Annotated in this window: 22 protein-coding genes and 1 tRNA gene; all 23 read left to right on the top strand. The window is 60.4% G+C overall.

Annotated features, from left to right (window positions below):
• Window positions 1-17: 17 nt before the first annotated feature.
• A complete protein-coding gene (locus tag Q0I19_RS01495; RefSeq protein ID WP_294758647.1) occupies window positions 18-512 on the top strand; it encodes a DUF669 domain-containing protein in 495 nt (164 codons plus the stop codon).
• Complete coding sequence (locus Q0I19_RS01490) at window positions 513-2,093, top strand: DEAD/DEAH box helicase (RefSeq protein WP_294758649.1); 1,581 nt, start codon at window positions 513-515, stop codon at window positions 2,091-2,093.
• A 9-nt stretch (window positions 2,094-2,102) separates the two neighbouring features.
• Window positions 2,103-4,325: an AAA family ATPase gene (locus Q0I19_RS01485; protein ID WP_294758651.1), complete on the top strand. Its 2,223-nt coding sequence runs from the start codon at window positions 2,103-2,105 to the stop codon at window positions 4,323-4,325.
• A 218-nt stretch (window positions 4,326-4,543) separates the two neighbouring features.
• Complete coding sequence (locus Q0I19_RS01480) at window positions 4,544-4,942, top strand: RusA family crossover junction endodeoxyribonuclease (protein WP_294758653.1); 399 nt, start codon at window positions 4,544-4,546, stop codon at window positions 4,940-4,942.
• Window positions 4,939-5,394 carry a hypothetical protein gene (locus Q0I19_RS01475; RefSeq protein ID WP_294758654.1) on the top strand — a complete coding sequence of 152 codons (456 nt, stop codon included), beginning with the start codon at window positions 4,939-4,941 and terminating at the stop codon, window positions 5,392-5,394. Before Q0I19_RS01480 ends, Q0I19_RS01475 begins: the two co-directional genes overlap by 4 nt.
• A gap of 60 nt (window positions 5,395-5,454) precedes the next feature.
• Window positions 5,455-5,922: a type II toxin-antitoxin system antitoxin SocA domain-containing protein gene (locus Q0I19_RS01470; RefSeq protein ID WP_294758656.1), complete on the top strand. Its 468-nt coding sequence runs from the start codon at window positions 5,455-5,457 to the stop codon at window positions 5,920-5,922.
• Window positions 5,915-6,304, top strand: a complete 390-nt coding sequence (locus Q0I19_RS01465) for a hypothetical protein (protein WP_294758657.1) — start codon at window positions 5,915-5,917, stop codon at window positions 6,302-6,304. Before Q0I19_RS01470 ends, Q0I19_RS01465 begins: the two co-directional genes overlap by 8 nt.
• Window positions 6,305-6,484: 180 nt before the next feature.
• Window positions 6,485-6,558 (top strand) — tRNA-Trp (locus Q0I19_RS01460).
• A gap of 102 nt (window positions 6,559-6,660) precedes the next feature.
• Window positions 6,661-7,047 (top strand): hypothetical protein, encoded by a 387-nt coding sequence (locus tag Q0I19_RS01455; RefSeq protein ID WP_294758659.1) that lies wholly within the window; start codon window positions 6,661-6,663, stop codon window positions 7,045-7,047.
• A complete protein-coding gene (locus tag Q0I19_RS01450) occupies window positions 7,034-8,284 on the top strand; it encodes a terminase family protein (protein WP_294758661.1) in 1,251 nt (416 codons plus the stop codon). Before Q0I19_RS01455 ends, Q0I19_RS01450 begins: the two co-directional genes overlap by 14 nt.
• Entirely contained in the window at window positions 8,281-9,765 is a 1,485-nt protein-coding gene (locus tag Q0I19_RS01445; protein ID WP_294758663.1) for a hypothetical protein, read from the top strand. The genes Q0I19_RS01450 and Q0I19_RS01445 overlap by 4 nt, the downstream gene beginning before the upstream one ends.
• Window positions 9,765-11,513 carry a phage minor capsid protein gene (locus tag Q0I19_RS01440; RefSeq protein ID WP_294758665.1) on the top strand — a complete coding sequence of 583 codons (1,749 nt, stop codon included), beginning with the start codon at window positions 9,765-9,767 and terminating at the stop codon, window positions 11,511-11,513. Before Q0I19_RS01445 ends, Q0I19_RS01440 begins: the two co-directional genes overlap by 1 nt.
• Complete coding sequence (locus tag Q0I19_RS01435) at window positions 11,482-11,652, top strand: hypothetical protein (protein ID WP_294758666.1); 171 nt, start codon at window positions 11,482-11,484, stop codon at window positions 11,650-11,652. Before Q0I19_RS01440 ends, Q0I19_RS01435 begins: the two co-directional genes overlap by 32 nt.
• A 175-nt stretch (window positions 11,653-11,827) precedes the next feature.
• The gene (locus Q0I19_RS01430; RefSeq protein ID WP_294758668.1) at window positions 11,828-12,373 is read left to right on the top strand and encodes a phage scaffolding protein; all 546 of its coding nucleotides are present in this window, start codon (window positions 11,828-11,830) and stop codon (window positions 12,371-12,373) included.
• 22 nt (window positions 12,374-12,395) lie between these two features.
• The gene (locus Q0I19_RS01425) at window positions 12,396-13,265 is read left to right on the top strand and encodes a P22 phage major capsid protein family protein (protein WP_294758670.1); all 870 of its coding nucleotides are present in this window, start codon (window positions 12,396-12,398) and stop codon (window positions 13,263-13,265) included.
• A 15-nt stretch (window positions 13,266-13,280) separates the two neighbouring features.
• A complete protein-coding gene (locus Q0I19_RS01420; RefSeq protein WP_294758672.1) occupies window positions 13,281-13,649 on the top strand; it encodes a hypothetical protein in 369 nt (122 codons plus the stop codon).
• Window positions 13,649-13,957, top strand: a complete 309-nt coding sequence (locus Q0I19_RS01415; protein WP_294758674.1) for a DUF6751 family protein — start codon at window positions 13,649-13,651, stop codon at window positions 13,955-13,957. The genes Q0I19_RS01420 and Q0I19_RS01415 overlap by 1 nt, the downstream gene beginning before the upstream one ends.
• The gene (locus tag Q0I19_RS01410) at window positions 13,957-14,322 is read left to right on the top strand and encodes a capsid protein (RefSeq protein WP_294758675.1); all 366 of its coding nucleotides are present in this window, start codon (window positions 13,957-13,959) and stop codon (window positions 14,320-14,322) included. The genes Q0I19_RS01415 and Q0I19_RS01410 overlap by 1 nt, the downstream gene beginning before the upstream one ends.
• Window positions 14,319-14,735 (top strand): hypothetical protein, encoded by a 417-nt coding sequence (locus Q0I19_RS01405; RefSeq protein WP_294758677.1) that lies wholly within the window; start codon window positions 14,319-14,321, stop codon window positions 14,733-14,735. The genes Q0I19_RS01410 and Q0I19_RS01405 overlap by 4 nt, the downstream gene beginning before the upstream one ends.
• 5 nt (window positions 14,736-14,740) lie before the next feature.
• Window positions 14,741-15,220, top strand: a complete 480-nt coding sequence (locus Q0I19_RS01400; RefSeq protein ID WP_294758679.1) for a hypothetical protein — start codon at window positions 14,741-14,743, stop codon at window positions 15,218-15,220.
• 20 nt (window positions 15,221-15,240) lie between these two features.
• Window positions 15,241-15,675, top strand: a complete 435-nt coding sequence (locus Q0I19_RS01395) for a hypothetical protein (protein WP_294758680.1) — start codon at window positions 15,241-15,243, stop codon at window positions 15,673-15,675.
• Window positions 15,672-16,226, top strand: a complete 555-nt coding sequence (locus Q0I19_RS01390; protein WP_294758682.1) for a Gp15 family bacteriophage protein — start codon at window positions 15,672-15,674, stop codon at window positions 16,224-16,226. Before Q0I19_RS01395 ends, Q0I19_RS01390 begins: the two co-directional genes overlap by 4 nt.
• 4 nt (window positions 16,227-16,230) lie before the next feature.
• A partial coding sequence (locus Q0I19_RS01385; protein WP_294758684.1) for a hypothetical protein occupies window positions 16,231-18,554 on the top strand: 2,324 nt, incomplete at its 3' end.

Raw genomic sequence — 18,554 nt, 5'->3', positions numbered from 1 at the left:
TGAAAGGAGAAATCTTTATGTCTTACGAAACTGTTGCTGTGAGCGACCGCGCCTTTGGTTGGGATGATGAGATCAAAAACGACAGTCCCGACTTTGTGCTGCTGCCCGAGGGGGACTACCTGTTCACCGTAACCGCCTTTGAGCGCGCCCGCTACGAGGGCGGTGCCAAACTGCCGCCCTGCGCGATGGCCAAGCTGACCATCCGCATCCATGGCGGCGACAAGGGCGAGACCAGCGTGGCCCACCGCCTGTATCTGCATTCCCGTTGCGAGGGGTTGCTTTGCGCCTTCTTTGAGAGCATCGGCCAGCGCAAGCACGGCGAACCGCTGCGCCCGCGCTGGGATGACCTGGTCGGTGCGCAGGGTCTAGCCCACGTGGGTGTGCGGGAGTACACCAAGCAAAGCGGCCCCAACGCCGGGCAGACCGGCCAGGCCAACGAGATCACCCGTTTCCTGCCGCCGCCGGAGCCGACCGCCGCCCCGCAGCAGCCCTGGGCACAGGGGGCGTTTTAAATGGAGCTGCGCCCTTATCAGGAAGCGGCGCGGCAGGCCATCCATACGCAATGGAACAGCGGGGTGCAGCGCACCCTGCTTGTTTTGCCTACGGGCACCGGCAAGACCATCGTGTTTGCCGCCGTTGTGGAGGATGCCGTCCGCGCTGGGCGGCGGGTACTTATTTTAGCCCACCGCGGGGAGCTGCTAGGCCAGGCCGCCGACAAGATCCGCCGCAGCACGGGCCTGGCCAGCGCTGTGGAAAAAGCCGAGAGCAGCTGCCTGGGCAGCTGGTACCGCGTGGTGGTCGGCAGTGTACAGAGTTTGCAGCGGCCGCAGCGGTTAGAGCAGTTCCCGCATGACTACTTTGGCACCATCGTCATCGACGAAGCGCACCACGCCATCACTGACGGCTACCGCCGTGTACTGGATTGGTTCCCCGAGGCGGATGTGCTGGGCGTAACCGCCACGCCGGACCGCGGCGACATGCGCAACCTGGGCGAGGTGTTCGGCAGCCTGGCGTATGAGTACAAGCTGACCGAAGCCATCCGGGATGGATTTTTGTGCCGCATTCTAGCGCAGACCCTCCCGCTCAAGCTGGACATTTCGACCGTCGGCATGAGCGGCGGCGACTATGCCGTGGGCGAACTGGGCGGGGCGTTGGACCCCTACCTTGACCAGATCGCCGCCGAGATGGAGAAGCACTGCCCCGACCGCAAGACCGTCGTGTTTCTGCCGCTCATCAAGACAAGCCAAAAATTCCGGGATATTCTGAACGACCATGGATTCCGTGCTGCCGAGGTCAACGGCCAGAGCACCGACCGCGCCGAGGTGCTGGCGGATTTTGAAGCAGGGAAGTACAACGTGCTCTGCAACTCGATGCTGCTGACCGAAGGCTGGGACTGCCCCAGCGTGGACTGTGTCGTCGTGCTGCGGCCCACCAAGGTGCGCAGCCTCTACAGCCAGATGGTGGGCCGCGGCACGCGGCTGTCCCCCGGCAAGAAAGATTTACTGCTGCTCGATTTTTTGTGGCTGACCGACCGCCACGAGCTGTGCCGCCCGGCCGACCTGATCTGCGAGGATGCCGCCGTTGCCAAGCAGATGAGCGACAACCTGGCCGCTGCCGGCTGCCCTGAGGATATCGAGGATGCCGCTAAGCAGGCCGGTGAGGACGTTGTGGCCCAGCGGGAGGAATCCCTTGCCAAGCAGTTGGCCGAGCAGCGCCGTAAGCGTGCCCGGCTGGTGGACCCGCTGCAATACGAAATGAGCATCCAGGCCGAGGACCTGACCGGCTACGTGCCCGCCTTTGGCTGGGAGAGCAGCCCGCCCACCACCGAGCAGCTGACCGCCCTGGAAAAGCTGGGCATCCAGCCAGACGGTGTGGACAGCGCCGGCAAGGCCGGGCTGCTGCTGGACCGCCTGGCCAAGCGCCGGAACGAAGGCCTGACGACGCCCAAGCAGATCCGCTGCCTGGAGCGGTACGGCTTCACCCACGTGGGCACCTGGAGCTTTGACGCTGCCAAAAGCATGATCGACCGCATCGCTGCTGCCGGATGGCGCAGTGCACCCCGCGGTATCGACCCCAAAACCTATACGCCGTAAAGGACAAGTATGGAAAACCAAGACCTTTTAGAAGCATTGGATTTTTTGGACCCCGGCACCCTGACCTACGAGGAATGGACCATCGTGGGCATGGGGCTAAAGCAAGCCGGGTACCCGGTAACGAGCTGGGAGCAGTGGAGTGCCCGCGATGGTGGCCGATACCACCGGGGCGAATGTGCCCGCAAATGGGGCAGCTTCCGCGGCAATCCCAACCCCGTTACCGAGAACAGCATCTTTAAACTGGCCCGCGACCACGGCTGGGGCGGCCCCGCCGGGCATGCCCTGGACTGGAACGACGTCATCGATGCCCCTGCCGCCAAGACCGAGGGGCGGGTCGTGGACCCCCACTGGCTGGACATGCAGGAACTGGCCATCCCCGCCGAATGGGACCCCGCCGACCAGCTGGTGCGCTACCTACAAGCCCTGTTTGAGCCGGAGGAGCACGTGGCCTACGTGACCGAAAGCTATCTGCGGGATGACCGCTATGCCCCCACCAAAGGCTGCTGGGACCGCACCGCCGGGCAGCTGATCGAAGAGCTGCGCCACTACCATGACATCCACGCCGTGGTGGGGGATTGCAGCCCTGAAGCGGGGGCCTGGATCTGCTTTAACCCCGTGGACGGCAGCGGCCGCAGCAACGACAACGTGACCGACTACCGCTACGCGCTGGTGGAGTGCGACAACATGGAGCTGGAAAAGCAGCAGGCTATCATCCGCCAATTGGAGCTACCCTGCGCGGCGCTGGTCTACAGCGGCGGCAAAAGCCTGCATGCCATCGTGCGGGTGGGTGCGCCCGATTATGCCGAGTACCGCAAGCGGGTCGACTACCTGTACACCGTCTGCCAGAAAAACGGCCTGACGCTGGACCAGCAGAACCGCAACCCCAGCCGCCTGTCCCGCATGCCGGGCATTGTGCGCGGCGGCAAAAAGCAGTACCTGCTGGCAACGAACCTGGGCAAAGCCTGCTGGGAGGAGTGGCGCGACTGGGTGGAGGCCTGCACCGATGACCTGCCGGATACCGAGTGCATGGCCGATGTCTGGGGCGCGCTGCCGCCGCTGGCCGACCCGTTGATTGAGAATGTACTGCGCAAAGGCCACAAACTGCTGCTGGCCGGACCCAGCAAGGCGGGCAAAAGTTTCGCCCTGATCGAGCTGTGCATCTGCATTGCCGAGGGCAAGCCCTGGCTGGGTCGGTTCAACTGCGCCCAGGGCAAGGTGCTGTACATCAACCTGGAGCTGGACCGGGCATCCTGTCTGCACCGTTTCAAGGATGTGTACGATGCCCTGGGGTATCCGCCCGATCACGTGGGCAGCATCGACGTGTGGAACCTGCGCGGTGCCTCGGTGCCTATGGACAAGCTTGCCCCGCGGCTGATCCGCCGGGCGGCCAAAAAGGGGTATCTGGCTGTGGTGCTGGACCCCATCTACAAAGTCATCACCGGCGACGAGAACAGCGCTGATCAGATGGCCAAGTTCTGCAACCAGTTCGACCTGGTCTGCCGGGAGCTGGATTGTGCCGTCATCTACTGCCACCACCATTCCAAGGGCTTGCAGGGCGGCAAAAAGTCGATGGACCGCGCGTCCGGTTCCGGCGTGTTCGCCCGTGACCCCGACGCCATGCTGGACATGACTGAGCTGACCCCGACCGATGCCATCCGCGAACAGCTGCACAACAAGGCCGCCTGCGCTGCTTGCCGGGAACTGTTGGACGCCCACGGCCACGCCAATGCCTACAGCCAGGACGATGCCTGCAGCCGCAGCCGGATGCTGGAGATCGCCAAAGAGCATCTGGGCCTGGCTGACCTGCGGGCGCTGGATGCTGCCATTGCCGAACGCAAAAAACGCGCCGACAGCATGACCGCCTGGCGCATCGAAGGCACCCTGCGCGAATTTGCCCGGTTTGAGCCGGTCAACCTGTGGTTCGACTATCCCATCCACAAGCTGGACACCGGCCTGCTGGAAGATTTGCAGCCGGACATTGATTACAAAGCAATGGGCAGCCGGGGTGCAGCCCGCCGTTGGGGCGATAAGGAAAAAGTCAGCAAAAACAAAAGTGCCGAGCTGCGCACTGCCTTTGAAGCCTGCACCATGGATGGCGCTGTAACGGTCTACGCGTTGGCCGAATACATGGACCTGAAGCCGGACACTGTGCGCCGTCGCTTAAAAGCGGATGGCGGTTTCTGGGTAGATGGGGCCAATGTCGGGCTGAAAGAACCGGGCAGCCGGGGTTGATTTCTCGGAAAATAGCCGCTATTTTTCCTCCGTCCCATTTTCCGTATTTCGGAAAATAGCGGCATTTCCTACGGATTTCGGACGGAAAATAGCCTTATATATATAGACAAATCCGTCCGTGTGTTGGGGTATCCCAGAGGATGGGGCCGTAAAGCGCCCCATCCCTCCGGGAGACCCACCCCAACACGTGCGCAAAAAATTGAAAAGGAGAAAACGCTATGAATTTTTTTATGCCGATGCGCCCGCCCACGGTGACGCATCACGATAAACAGCTGCATGCCTACATGAAGGGCGGCAAGCCCTGCGCTGTGCTGCATGACACCCCCGAGTTGAAAGCCGCCCGCGCCAAGCTGCATGCAGCCCTGGCACCTTATGCCCCTGCACAGCCCATGACCGGCGCGGTGCAGCTGGTGGTAAAATGGCTGTTCCCGGCCGAGGGACGCCCGAACGGCAGCTGGAAAACCTCGAAGCCGGACACCGACAACCTGGAAAAGGTCCTAAAGGACGAAATGACCCGCCTGCATTTCTGGCGCGATGATGCCCAGGTGTGCAGCGAGGTAGCCGAAAAGTTCTGGGCCGACACGCCCGGCATTTATATGGAGGTGAGGGAGTTGTGAGTGTGGGATATTGCCCGATTCCCGGTATGAGCCAGCCGACACCGGCGCCGACCTACGAGGAGAAGCGCCGCTGGCTGTGGCGGTACCGGGACGCGCTGCGGCGCGAACGCGAACTGAAAGAGGAACTGCAGGAGCAGAAGACCCGTGCCGCCAGCGTGACCGCTGCCCTGACCGGGATGCCGGGCGCGGCCAGCGACGGCCAGACCCTACCCCGCGCGGTGGAGTGCATCGTGGCCGCCCAAGCCGAGCTTCAGGCACAGATCAACATCTGCGAGGCTGTGCGGCGGGAGGTTGTCGCTGCCCTCGATCAGGTTGCCGATGAGCGGGATCATGAGATTTTGCGCAGGCGGTATCTGCTGGGGCAGCGGTTTGAGGAGATTGCGGTAGAGATGTGTTTGGAATATCGGTGGGTGAGGAGGAGGCATAAGAGGTCGGTAGAAGCAATCTTATAGCGTCATACCTTGAATTATTCCTCAAAATCATATATAATAAAATAAAAAGGAGGTTATTGCATGGACGTTTTGACAATACCCGCACAAGCAGTCTGCAATTCGATTCTTCAGCAAGCGTTCAAAGAAAATATTCCGATAAGTCCCATGAAATTGCAAAAGCTCCTCTATTTCACTTATCGTGATTACCTAAAGAAAACAAATCAGCTTTTGTTTTCGGAAAGATTTGCAGCTTGGCCATATGGCCCTGTACTTCCCAGCATTTATGATGAATTCAAGTCCTTTCACGGGAAACCCATCACAAAATTTGCCAAAAACGCCGATGGGAGTGCCAGTATTATATCCAGTACTGCCAGCGGTGCGCAGGGCGTGGTCTATTCGATTGCAAACGTATGGCAAAAGTATAAGTATATGAGTGGCATTGAGCTTTCAGCACTCACACATCAAGAGGGGACGGCCTGGTACAAAGCCCACGCCAGTCATGCTCCTTTGCTCGACTTAGATGCCATTAAGGAGGAAGCGGTTGTCTAATCCTATTTTAACGGATACAATTGATGAATCTTATCCGGCTGAAGTCGAAATTGAAACCCCGAAAAGCGAGCAGGAAATGCCCCCGCCTGAAGCCCAGCAAAGGTCCACCCTGATAGTGGATTTACCAAAGGAAGACGTAGACAGACTCGAGAAAACAGTCCGAGTTACAAAAGCAGCACAGGAAATTCATTTGAAAAATAATGCTTTTGTCCTGCTTTGCTTTTGTTTGGGTTCTTTTGTGCTTTTTTATTTCGCAGATACAATATTCATCAATATCGGATGGGAAACAAGTACTGTGCTTGCTTCTGCAATTGACATGGCAAAAACTATAGTAACTTTCTTGATTGGATATCTCTTCGCAACAGAGAAGTCAAAGAATTGACCCTCGAAAGCCCCCTGTAAAAGTGGTATAATGATACTGTCAAAAGCCGTAAGGAACGGGAAACCGCCTTGCGGCTTTTGTGTTGCCGGGAGTTGGGCAGCCACCGGTGGCGATTGCGTCCATAGCGAACCCTCCTATTCTTTATCACAGCTGACAGCCGGGAAAGACCGGCGCTTTTTTGTAGGCGTAGCTTAATGTAAAGCAGCGGTCTCCAAAACCGCAGGATGAAGGTGCAAGTCCTTCCGCCTGTTCCATCTGCCCCGCCAGCCCGGAGAAGCTCACACATCCTTTCTTTTCTCTTCTGTCTGTGCGCTGGCAGGGTGGGTTTATTTTGCGTTTAAAGAGAGGTGGTGGTAATGCCGAATGAAGAAAACCTTATCCCGAACTCCGAGCGAACCCCGGAGGAATTGCACGAAATGGCGCAGAAAGGCGGCATTGCCAGTGGGGCCGCACGGCGGCGCAAGCGCAGCCTGCGGGAGGCCGCCGATCTTTACTTATCGCTGCCGGTAGCGGACCGGCGGCGCACCAACAAACTGATGCGCCGATACATAGATGCCGAGGACGCCGACAACCAGATGGCCATGATTGTCGGGCTGCATGACGCGGCTGTGAACGGCGATGCCCGCGCTGCCACGGTGCTGGTCAAGCTGCTGGGGGAGGAGACCCCGCGTGAGAACCCCGGTGCGGACCAGCTGGCCCGTGCGGCGCAGCTGCTGGGAGGCATTGACAGTGTTATCGAGTAAACAGCAGGACTACCTGAACACCTGCTGCCACCGCTGGAACCTGAAGATTGGCGCTACCGGCAGCGGCAAAAGCTGGCTGGACTACGCGGTTGTTATCCCCAAGCGGCTGCTGGCGCTGCGGGGTGAGGGCGCTGCCGTGCTGCTGGGCAACACCCAAGGTACACTGGCCCGCAATATTTTGGAACCCATGCGCGCGATCTGGGGGGATGAACTGGTAGGGACCATTGGCAGCGACAACACCGCGCGGCTGTTCGGGCAGCGGGTGCATGTGCTGGGCGCTGACAACAAAAAGCATGTGGCGCGTTTGCAGGGCATGACCCTCGAGTACGGTTATGGCGACGAGATGACCACTTGGAACGAGGAAGTGTTCCAGATGCTGAAAAGCCGCCTGCGCTGCCCGCACAGCGCCTTCGACGGCACCGCCAACCCGGCCGACCCGCACCATTTTATCAAGCGTTTTATTGACAGTGACGCCGACGTGCTTTGTCAAACATCTGCCATCGACGACAATCCCTTTCTGCCCGCCGCCTTTGTGGAAAACCTCAAACGCGAGTATGCGGGCACCGTCTACTATAACCGCTTTATCCTTGGCCAGTGGACCGCCGCCGAGGGGATTATCTACCGCCTGTTTGCTGACAGCATCACTGCCGGGGACGGGCTTTTTTGCTGGCCGCAAGATACGCCTTTGCCGGCCGGCAGCCAGATCCGCATCGGGGTGGACTTTGGCGGCAACGGCAGCTTCCACGCTTTTGTGGCGGTGGCCGTGCTGCCGGGCTTTGCCGGTGTGGTGGGGCTGGCCAGCCGGCGCATTGACCCGAAAAACACCGACACGGCCTTTTTGGCGGCGCGCTTTGTCGCGTTTGCCGAGGACGTATTTGCCGCCTGGGGCGAGATCCGCGCTGTGTACTGCGATTCTGCCGAACAGGTACTGAAGAACTCCCTGCGCACCGCCCTGCTGGGCACGCGGCTGGCCTGGCTGGCAGACCGGGTTTGCAACTCTAAAAAGATTGCCATCAACGACCGTATCCGGCTGACGGGGCTGCTGATGGGCGGCGGGCGGTTCTGGCTGATGCCGGGCGCAGCCACCTTGCGCGATGCGCTTTCCACCGCGCTGTGGAGCGGCAAGCGCCCCGGCATGGATGAACGCCTGGACGACGGCACGACCGACATCGACACGCTGGACGCCTTTGAATACACGATCGAGCGAGACTTTAAACGATTTTTGAGGCTGGCATGAACATTTTGCAATTCATCAACTACCTGAATAAGACAAAACACTGGCACATTGAGGGAGCCTACTATCAGGCCATCGACGAGTGGCGCGCCTGGTGGCGGGGCGAGTATGCGCCGTTCCACACAGTTAAAGAGCTGGGGCTGGACTGCAACTTCCGCAAGCGGGAGATGTTCCGCCTGCGGATGCCCAAGCGCGCTTGCGAGGACTGGGCCAGCCTGCTGCTGAATGACAAAACCACCGTAACCGTGGGGGACAAGGCCGCAGCCGACTGGCTGCTGGGTGCGGATGCCAGCCAGACCGGCGGTGTGCTGGGGCAGCTGGCATTCTGGCAGCGCGCCAATGAGTTGGTAGAGCTTTGCTTCCGCAGCGGCACCGGCGCGTTTGTGCTGGGTGCTGAAAATCTACATCTGGATGCGGGGCAGGCGGTGGCCAGCCCCCATGCGCAGCTGACCCTGGACTGCCTGCCCGCCGAGTGTATTTTGCCGATCACGATCCGCCACGGGCGGGTGGTCGACGTGGCCTTTGCCAGCGAGGTAACAGTCGGCGGCAGGAGCTGCATTTATCTGCAAACCCACACCCTGACGGCTGCCGGCTACCGCATTACCAACGAATACTTTACCAGTGAGCACGAGGACGGCGAGAACGCAGACTACAAGCCTGCACCGCTGCCAAAAGGCGTGGCCGCTGCCTTTTGCACGGGCAGCACGCTGCCGTGGTTCAGCCTTATGCGGCCTAACATCCTGAAAAACCGCCGCGGCGGGCCCGGTTTGGGGCAGGCCGTTTTTGCCGAAGCCATTGATGCCGCCAAGATGTGCGACCTGGCCTTTGACAATTACAACCGTGATATTCAGCTAGGCGGCAAAAAAGTATTTTACAACAAAGACCTGTTAAAAAGCTGGGTGGACAACAATGGTGTGCAGCATTTTGCCGCGCCGGATGACATCCGCCAGCAGCTGTTCGTGCATACGCCCGGCAGCGACCCTGACGCCGAGCCGGACTGGCACGAGTACAACCCCGATCTGCGCGTAGAAGCCAACAGCCGCGCGGTGCAGGACGCACTGGATTATTTCAGCTTCAAGGTGGGGCTGGGCACGCACCATTACCAGTTCAGCACCGGCGCGGTAAAAACAGCCACCGAATACACCGGCGACCGGCAGGATATGGTGCAGCACGCCAACCGCCACCAGATCGAGATCGAGGGGGCGCTGTTGGGCATTTTCCGCGCCATGCTGTGGGCGGGCAGGAATCTGCTGGGCGTGGCCTTGGATGCCGACACCACACTTGGCATCAACTTTGATGACAGTTACATCACCGACACCGGCACCCGCCGGGAGACCGACCGCCAGGATGTGCGGGATGGGCTGTGGCCCAAATACCGCTACCTGATGGAGTGGCGCGGTTTGAGCGAGGAGGACGCCAAAGCGGCTGTGGCCGAAGCTGCTGAAGAAGATGGCAGCGACGTGCTGACCTTTGGCGGTGCCTGATGCTGGGGCCGGATTACCTGGACCGGCTGCCTGATGCGCTGACGGCCCTGTGGCAGCAAGCAGAAGATGACATTTTGCTGGATGTGGCGCGCCGCCTGCGCAAAACCGGGCTTTTGACCGAAACGGCAGCTTACCAGGCGGCACGGTTAGAGGCGGTGCGGACCTTGCAGCGCGACATAACCGGCATACTGGCCCGCTACAGCGGGCGCAGCCGGGCCGAGATCCGCCGGATGCTGACCGAAGCAGGCACGCGGACGCTGGACGGCGATGACGAGATCCACCGCCTGGCGGGAAACGCGCCTGCGCCCGTAAACGAAAGCCCCGCCCTGCTGAACTTGCTGAACGCCGGATACCGCCAGACCCTGGGCAGTTGGCAAAACCTTACCGCCACCACCGCTGCCACCGTAACGGGGGAGTTTGAGGCGCGACTGGACCGTGCCTGGCTACAGGTGAGCAGCGGCGCATTCGACTACAACACCGCCATCCGCCGCGCCGTTGACGACCTGGCCGACGGCATGAAATACGTGGCCTATCCCAGCGGCCACAAGGACACGCTGGAAGTGGCCGTGCGCCGCTGTGTATTGACCGGCGTAAACCAGACCGCCGGCAAGCTGCAACTTGCCCGCATGGAGGAAATGGACTGCGCCTTTGTGGAAGTAACTGCCCACGAGGGCGCGCGCCCCAGCCATGTAGCCTGGCAGGGTAAAATCTACCACCGGGGCGGGGAAGTGGTGCAGGATGGCGTGCGGTATGCCGATTTTGAAACGGCCACCGGCTACGGCACAGGGCCCGGCCTGTGTGGTTGGAACTGCCGGCACAATTTCTACCCATTTTACCCCGGCATCAGCACACCGAACTACACCCCGGAAAAACTGAAAGCGCTGAATGCGCGGGATGTGCCCTACCATGGCGGGCTGTACACCAAGTACGAGATCAGCCAGATGCAGCGGGCTCTGGAACGCAAGGTGCGCAAGTACAAGCGGCGCTACCTGGCCGAGAGCGAAGCAGGGCTGGATGCGCGGGACACCGCTGCCAAGCTGAAAGCGGCCCGCCAGCAGCTGGCCGAGTTCATCCGGGATACTGGCGGCAAACCTGACAGTGCCCGGACTGCCGTGCAGGGCTTTGGCCGCAGCGCGGGGAGTAAAGCGGCGTGGGCGGCTAAACGCTTGCAAGACGCCCCAGCCCATGCTATACTGGAAGAAAACAGCAACTCCGGCTATAAGGAAATTACGATGCAAAGCATCCAGCGCATACAGCCGTTTGCCTGCGAAACCCTGGATGCCGCCGGCAGCCGGGCACTGGCCAACGCACACAAAAAGTTGCTGCTGGAAGCACGCAAGGTGCCGCTGGGCATAGAGAAAGCCCGCTGCTATGGGCTAGATATGCAGCCGATAAGTGGATACTTTACCGGCATCAAGTCAGGAAATGTTCACATTCCGGGTTTCCATGAGCCACACATTGCAATACACAACCACCCAAGCGGGCTGACATTCTCGCCAGGTGATATTCTTGGCTTCGCGAGCCGGAATTCGATGCAGATGCTGACAATTGTCGGCAATGATGGCAGCGTATATGCGTTGGAAAAGACAGCTGCAACCAATTCCGAATTGTTGAAAAAGGCCGCATTGGAGTTGCATGATGCGACAAATGTACCTACCTTAACGCCACAATCCAAAATAAATCTTGTTACTAATTTTCTTGAGGGGGTTGCGCAATATGGAGTCAACTATTACGCCGGAAGAGATTGAAAAAATGAAGGCATTCCTAAAAGAGCATCCTGTTGACCCGCAGTATGATGGGTTATTGGATGGGGATATTCCAACAGAACAAGCTCATGCGCTGATTTATACATCTCTTCTGGAAGAGATTGGCGAACTTCCCGAATAACACCACAACACTAAACCACGATGCAAACGCACCGTGGTTTTTTATGCCTGTTTCTGGCCGCATGAGGCTGGGACGGGCTATTTTTATACCAAAAATTGCCCGGCATGGCGTAAAACTGTACAGCCAAGGCGGATGCGACCCGCGTAAACAAAGCGCAGGCGGAAAGGACAAACCCATGAAACGCGAAGAAGTCAAAAACAAAATCCCCGGCATTACCGATGAACAGCTGGACTGGCTGATGGGCGAAAACGGCAGGGACGTCACCGCCGAAAAGACCAAAGCCGCCAGCCTGCAAGGCCAGGTGGATGACCTGACCAAGCAGCTGAACACCGCCAAAGACGGCCTGAAAGCCTTTGAGGGCGTGGACGTGGCAGACCTGAAAGGGCAGATCACCAAACTGCAAGGCCAGCTGACCGAGCAGGCCGATAGTTTTGCCTTTGATTCCGCCCTGGACGGAGCCATCCGTGATGCACACGGCCGCGATGTAAAGGCCATCCGCGGCATGCTGGATGTGGCCGCGCTGAAAGCCAGCAAGGACCGCACCCGGGATATCAAAGCCGCCATTGACACCCTGGCCAAAGATAAGGCCTGGGCTTTTGGCGGTGAGGGCACCGGCGTGACCGTGACTACCGGCGGCGAGCATGGCACCGGCGGCGGAGCCGGGGATGCTGACGGCGTGGAGGCTGCTTTCGCGTCGATGAATCCGAATCTGAAAGTGTAAGTTTTACAGAAAGGAGCCAATTATGGCACATGCAAATCAGGAACGCTGGAGCAAGTTGGTGGACGCTAAGCTGCGCAACCAGCTTGTGACCCGCGACAATTTAATCTTTAACAACCGCTACGAGGGCGACCCCAAGAGCGGCAAGGTCAAGATCCCGGTGCGCGACACCGAGGTCGAGGTCAAGGCCTACGACAAGGCCAAGGGCATTGACCCCAAGGCTGGCACGACCACCTATCTGGATCTGAACATCGACCAGGACGAGGCCGTAAACGAGCTGATCGACGGCTACGACGCCGCCAGCGTGCCCGACGGCATTGTGGCGGACCGCCTGGACAGCGCCGGTTACAGCCAGGGCCTGTCCATCGACAAGAAATCCATCGAGGCGTTGCAGAGCGCCGACGGCGCGACTATCTGCGCCACCAAGACTGCCGCGACCGAGACCAACGCCTACAAGCTGGCGCTGGAGGCCAAGCGCGTGTTGAGCCGCAATGGCGTGCCGGCTGACGGCCGCTTTATGATTGCCAGCCCCGAGTACCTGGAAGTTCTGATGCAGGATGACAAGTTCATCAAGCAGGGCGACCTTTCCCAGGAGCTGGTACAGGCTGGCGCTGTGGGCAAGATTGCGGGCTTTGCCGTGTTTGAATCCAACAACATGGATTATGAGAACACCACCCGCGTAACCAGCAAGAAAGTCACCACCGAGTTCATCTGCGGCCACCCGAACTGGTGCCACCGCGTGATGGAGTGGCAGGTTCCCGTACACTTGCAGGACCTGAACGGTTCCGGCAAATACATCGGCGCTTCCGCTGTGCAGGGCCGCAAGGTGTACGGTGTCAAGGTCTCCAAACCGCAGACGCTGTACATCAAGCGCACCGAGACCGCCAACGGCTGATAAGGGGATAACGTCATGTACTGTACTTACGAAACCTACCAGGCCATGGGCGGGCGCATGACGGAAAACGAGTTTTCCATCTACGCCCCCTGCGCAGCGGGGCGGCTGGATGCCATGACCCTGGGCAGGGCAGCAGTCCACGCGGCGGAGCTGCCGCAAGAGCTTGCCCGCGCAAACGCCGCCATGGCTGACCTGTTGCTAGCTGCTGACGCCAGCATGCAGGCCGCGGCGTGCGGCCTTACCTCTGCCAATACGGACGGCTACAGTGAAAGTTATGCCGATGCGCACACGGCGCGCCGCGGGCTTGATGCCGCTTTGCGCACCGCCCTGCGGGACGCCCTGGGGGCTGACCCCTACGGCCTTTTGTGGCAGGGGGTGTGCTGATGCTTGGCTGCGACAAAACGATTACGCTGGTGCATACCGCCTATGACAGCGCGGCGGATACCGACATCACCACCGAAACGGTGCTGGCCGGCGTAAGCTGGTACGCCCAGAACAGGGCCGCTGTGGACAGCACCGGGCTGCACAGTGCCCGCGTGTATAAGTGCCGTATCCCTGCGGCTGTATGGGGCGATACTGCTCTGCCAGTGCCGGGGGATACCATCCGCTGCGGTACGGTGAGCGCTGCCGTGCTGGATGTGCATGATAACCGCGGCAAGGCAAACGGCCACATCTACGTGGAGGCGAGCTGATGCAGTTGCAATTTAATGCCAGGCTGGAGCTTTCCGACCTTGACACCCTGCTAACGCGCCGGGGCCTGACGCCTGGCGGGGCCGTGCAGAAAGTGGTGGACAGAGCCGTGTTGCGCTACTGCGCCCCCAAAGTGCCTTTTGCTACCGGCACCCTAAAGGGCAGTGCCATCACGGCCAGCGCCGTGGGCGATGGCCTGCTGGTCTACGCCACGCCCTACGCCCGCCGCCTGTACTACCACCCCGAGTATAACTTCCAGGGTGCCCCGGACAGGGGTGCCTACTGGTTTGAAAGAGCCATGGCCGAACACAAAGACGATGTGGTGCGCGAAGCTGCTGCCGCCGCAGGAGGGAGATCTACCCGATGAACGCACTGGATGCCACCCGAAAGTGGCTGCGGGAGAAATGCCCGCTGATCGACAAAAACAACCGCTTCAATGCCAATTACCTGGGCGCCAGCGGGGTGGAGTACACCTTGCGCACCAGCGGTGAAAAGCACCGCCAGAACATCGTGGGGGACGACATTGCCACCCACGACCTGGTATTTGAAGCACAGCTGCCCTTTGGCACAGCGCTGGCCCCCAATCTGGCCGCTGCCGACTTTTTTGCCGGGCTTTCCGCTTGGGTGCGGGGGCAGGCTGCCTGCGGCCAGTATCCCGAAATAAACGGCTACGAGGTGACAGAACTGACCGCCAGCAATGCCGGGGTCATCACCTCGGCCACCGCCACCGACGCCCGCTACCAGCTGCAATTGCAGTTGGTGATGAAAGAAAGGACCTGATTTTTATGAAAATCGAACGCAAATACATGGCGCACTACCTGAACGCCGCCTTCTCCTCCGAGAAGCCCAGCTACGTACGCCTTGGCGCTGACCTCGAGGAGTACAGCCCGGAACTTTCCGCCAACGTGGAGAAGAAATCGAACATCCTGGGCCAGACCTCCGTGACCATCGACAGCTACCAGAAACAGGGCGAGGTCAGCCCCTACTACGCTGAAAAAGGCGACCCGCTGTTTGAAAAGCTCCAGGAGATCATCGACGGCGACCTGGTGCTGGACGACCTGAAAACCGACATCGTCGAAGTCAAGCTGTGGGATGCCGAAGCGAGCGGTGCGTTCCCGGCTGTGCGCGAGGAGTGCTACATCGAGGTCTCCAGCTACGGCGGCGACACCACCGGCTACCAGATCCCGTTCAACGTGCACTACACCGGCGTCAAGACTAAGGGCACGTTTAACCCCAACACCAAGGCATTCACCACTGGTGAATAAGCAAAACGGAGGGACGCGCAATGGAACTGAAAATCGACCGTGGCATTAAAAGCTACGACATCGTGGACACCGACGGCCACCCCGCCGGGACGATCCGCTTCAATCCCGCCGACCCCGGCCTTGCAGGCCGCTGGGAAGCCGTGGAGAAAGAGCTGGAGCCTTACAAGAACACAGACATCAGCATCGGCGAGACCGTGGAGCTGGATAAGCGCATCAAGGAGAAAATCGACTATGCGCTCGGCAGCCCGGTGTCGGGGGTGCTGTTCGGCGGGTTGAGCTGCTTCGCCATGTGCGAGGACGGCAAGCTTGTGTTCGAGCACATCCTCGACGCACTGTCCCCGCTGATTGAGGAAGCCCAGACCAACGCAGCCAAAGCCGCCGAGGAACGCATCAAGCAGCGTACCGACGCCTACGAGGGCAGCGCGGTAGGTCTGGCCCCGGGCCAGACGGAATGACCGGCTGGAGGCTGCCTGTCACCGTAGAGGTTGGCGGGCAGCCTTTTTCTATACGCTCGGATTTCAGGGCGGTGCTTGACGCCCTGGCCGTTTTGCAGGATGAAGAGCTGACCGTCGAGGAACAGCGCATCGCCTGCCTGCGGATCTTATACCCGCGCTGGCGAGAGCTGCCGGACTGGGGCGAGGCGTTTTGCAAGGCAATGGAGTTTGTGAACCTGGGCAGGCCGGTAGACAGCACCGCCCCGATGCGCGCGCCACTGGCCGACTGGAAGCACGACGTGCAACTGATCGCGCCCGCCGTGGACGAAGTGCTCGGCTACAGTTGCCGCCAGTGCGCCTATCTGCACTGGTGGGACTTTATCGGGGCCTACCAGAACATCAACTCGGACGGGCTGTTTGCCACGGTTCTCCGCATCCGCAGCAAACGCCGCCGGGGCAAAAAGCTGGACAAGGCAGAAGAGGAGTTCTGCCGGGAAAATCCAGACCTTATCAAGCCGCCGCGGCCTAAAACTGAGGAAGAGCTGCGGCTATTGGCGCTATTGGGGGAGTGAGAAGATGGCAGACGGGCGCATTGTAATAGACACCCGTATCAACAACAAAGGGGCCGAAGCCGACTTGCGGGCTTTACAGGCCAAGTGCAAGGCGACCAGCCAGGAGCTGGGCGCTGTTGGGAGAGAACTGGAAAAAGCCAGCAGCAAACGAACCCAGATGGCTGCTGACCTGGAAGCGGCCCGCAAGAAAGCGGAAGAAACCGCCCAGGCGCTGGAAGAGGTAAACACCCGGCTGGATGCCGGCTACCATTCCAAGTTCGGCCAGGTCAGTGAGAAAGATGTTGCTTTGAGCGATAGCCTTTCTGCTAAATTACAGGAACAGGACGCCAATGTTGCACAGATTACTACCGAATATCAAAAGCAGCAGGCCGTTGTAGCCGACCTGACCGCCCAGCAGGCAGCACTGAACACCCAGCTTGGCACCGAAACCGCAGCCGCCAACCAGGCGGCTGACACCTATGCCCGTCAAATGTCGATGCAAAAGCGGCTGGACAAAGCCAGCAAGGCGGCCAGCAGGTTTGGAAAAAGGCTGCTCGGCCTTGGTGCGGCTGCGTTTGTGTTCAACGTTATTTCTGCGGGCTTGCGGGCCGTTGTGAAAGAGATGGGCACCGCGCTGATGAAAACCAGCAGCGTCAAGAAAGCCTTTGCGCAGCTCAAGGGCGCCGCCGCCACTGCGGCCGCAGGGCTTGCCAACATACTGGCCCCCGCCGTGACCTTTGTGCTGAACCTGCTGAACGCACTGATGAACGCTTTTATCAGGCTGCTCTCGTTGATTTCCGGCAAGAGTGTAGCAGCCCTGAAAAAGCAGGGCAAGGCCATAACGGCCACCGGCGGCGCCGCCAAAAAGGCTGCCGGGCAGCTGGCCGCCTTTGATGAGCTGAACGTGCTGAACAAGAAGGACAGCGGCGGCGGGGCGGATTTCAGCGGTGTGGGGCAGGATGTCGCCGCCCTGTCCGCTGCGGCCGAAAAGCTGAAAGCGGGCTTTGACGCCGCCTTTTCCGGCGCCCGCGCCGGGCTGGCAAACCTGAAAGCCGATGCCGCCAAGGTCGGTGACGCTTTGCGCGAGATCTGGGCAAACCCCGCCGTCGCCTCTGCCGTGGCAGACTTTACCCAAAGCGCCTTGTTTGCGCTGGGGCAGCTGGCCGGGTCGGTCGCTTCCGTCGGTGTGTCCGTTGCGGAAAATCTGGTCGGTGGCCTGGCGCGGTATCTTGACGCGTACAAGCCCTATATTGCCGAACGGTTAGCGGGGCTGTTTTCTGTCGGCGGCGACCTTGCGCAGCTGCTGGGCAACACGGCACAGGCGCTGGCAGAGATTTTCCGCAGCCTGGGCAGCGAGGGCGCCAAGCAGCTCACCGCGGGCTTGCTGGGCACCCTGGGCAATGCCCTGCTCGGCATGGCGCAGACCCTCGGAAACACGCTGCAAGCTGTACTGGTTCCGCTGCTGCAACCCATCATCGACAACGCAGTCAAAATCAGGGACGTGCTCTCCGGCGCGCTGGCCGTCATCGCCCCGTTCTTTCAGGGCGCTGCGCAGGGCGTTGCGGATTTCTATACAGCGCTGGACAAGCTGTACAACGAAGTCGTTCTTCCGGTTTCCAAGGGCATCTCTGACGTGCTGAGCGGCAGTCTGGGCATCTGCCTGGACGCACTGCTGGACGTGCTGGAGGCTGCCACAGGAACGTCCGACGGGCTGCATGCTCTGGGCGTAGTGGTGGGCTGGGTCGTCGGCGGCATTACCGCAGCCATCGCGGTGTTCGCTGCCATCAAACTGACCATTGCCGCCGTGACCGCCGTCCTCGCCGCTGCCAAGTTGGCCGCCGCCGCTTTCGGGCTGGTCATGGCAGCGCTCAACTCCCCCTTTACCCTTGTAGCGCTTGCCATCGGGGCTGTGATTGCCGCGGGCGTAGCGCTGTATAAAAACTGGGATACCGTCAAGGCGCGCGCCGCAGAGCTGGTAACAGACCTGAAGAACGCCTTCGAGGGGCTCAAGGAAAAGCTGCAGGCCATCTTCCAGGGCATAGGCGACTTTTTCTCGGCCATATTCACGCCGATACTCAACACCATCAACACGATATCAGGCGCCGCCGCATCGGGCGGCACAAGCAGCGCCAAGCCGTCCCGCAACGGGCGCAGCACACGGTCGGTTTTGCGGGCGGCCACGTCCGCCGACCTAACGGCCCTGCCCGTGCCCGCGCTGGCGGGCGGTGCGGTCATACCCGCGAACCGCCGCTTTTTGGCCATGCTGGGCGACCAGCGCAGCGGAACCAACGTCGAGGCACCGCTGGATACCATCAAGCAGGCCGTGGCCGAGGTGCTGAACGGCTTTGC

The sequence above is a fragment of the uncultured Gemmiger sp. genome (assembly GCF_934561205.1).
Taxonomy (GTDB): domain Bacteria; phylum Bacillota; class Clostridia; order Oscillospirales; family Ruminococcaceae; genus Gemmiger.
The sequence above is the reverse complement of the archived record's forward strand: the minus strand, read 5'-3'. Positions and strand labels throughout refer to the sequence as shown.

Coding starts and splice junctions, on each gene's coding strand:
- Q0I19_RS01495 (WP_294758647.1), top strand. CDS start 18: ATGTCTTACGAAACTGTTGCTGTGAGCGACCGCGCCTTTGGTTGGGAT.
- Q0I19_RS01490 (WP_294758649.1), top strand. CDS start 513: ATGGAGCTGCGCCCTTATCAGGAAGCGGCGCGGCAGGCCATCCATACG.
- Q0I19_RS01485 (WP_294758651.1), top strand. CDS start 2,103: ATGGAAAACCAAGACCTTTTAGAAGCATTGGATTTTTTGGACCCCGGC.
- Q0I19_RS01480 (WP_294758653.1), top strand. CDS start 4,544: ATGAATTTTTTTATGCCGATGCGCCCGCCCACGGTGACGCATCACGAT.
- Q0I19_RS01470 (WP_294758656.1), top strand. CDS start 5,455: ATGGACGTTTTGACAATACCCGCACAAGCAGTCTGCAATTCGATTCTT.
- Q0I19_RS01455 (WP_294758659.1), top strand. CDS start 6,661: ATGCCGAATGAAGAAAACCTTATCCCGAACTCCGAGCGAACCCCGGAG.
- Q0I19_RS01445 (WP_294758663.1), top strand. CDS start 8,281: ATGAACATTTTGCAATTCATCAACTACCTGAATAAGACAAAACACTGG.
- Q0I19_RS01440 (WP_294758665.1), top strand. CDS start 9,765: ATGCTGGGGCCGGATTACCTGGACCGGCTGCCTGATGCGCTGACGGCC.
- Q0I19_RS01435 (WP_294758666.1), top strand. CDS start 11,482: ATGGAGTCAACTATTACGCCGGAAGAGATTGAAAAAATGAAGGCATTC.
- Q0I19_RS01430 (WP_294758668.1), top strand. CDS start 11,828: ATGAAACGCGAAGAAGTCAAAAACAAAATCCCCGGCATTACCGATGAA.
- Q0I19_RS01425 (WP_294758670.1), top strand. CDS start 12,396: ATGGCACATGCAAATCAGGAACGCTGGAGCAAGTTGGTGGACGCTAAG.
- Q0I19_RS01420 (WP_294758672.1), top strand. CDS start 13,281: ATGTACTGTACTTACGAAACCTACCAGGCCATGGGCGGGCGCATGACG.
- Q0I19_RS01415 (WP_294758674.1), top strand. CDS start 13,649: ATGCTTGGCTGCGACAAAACGATTACGCTGGTGCATACCGCCTATGAC.
- Q0I19_RS01410 (WP_294758675.1), top strand. CDS start 13,957: ATGCAGTTGCAATTTAATGCCAGGCTGGAGCTTTCCGACCTTGACACC.
- Q0I19_RS01405 (WP_294758677.1), top strand. CDS start 14,319: ATGAACGCACTGGATGCCACCCGAAAGTGGCTGCGGGAGAAATGCCCG.
- Q0I19_RS01400 (WP_294758679.1), top strand. CDS start 14,741: ATGAAAATCGAACGCAAATACATGGCGCACTACCTGAACGCCGCCTTC.
- Q0I19_RS01395 (WP_294758680.1), top strand. CDS start 15,241: ATGGAACTGAAAATCGACCGTGGCATTAAAAGCTACGACATCGTGGAC.
- Q0I19_RS01390 (WP_294758682.1), top strand. CDS start 15,672: ATGACCGGCTGGAGGCTGCCTGTCACCGTAGAGGTTGGCGGGCAGCCT.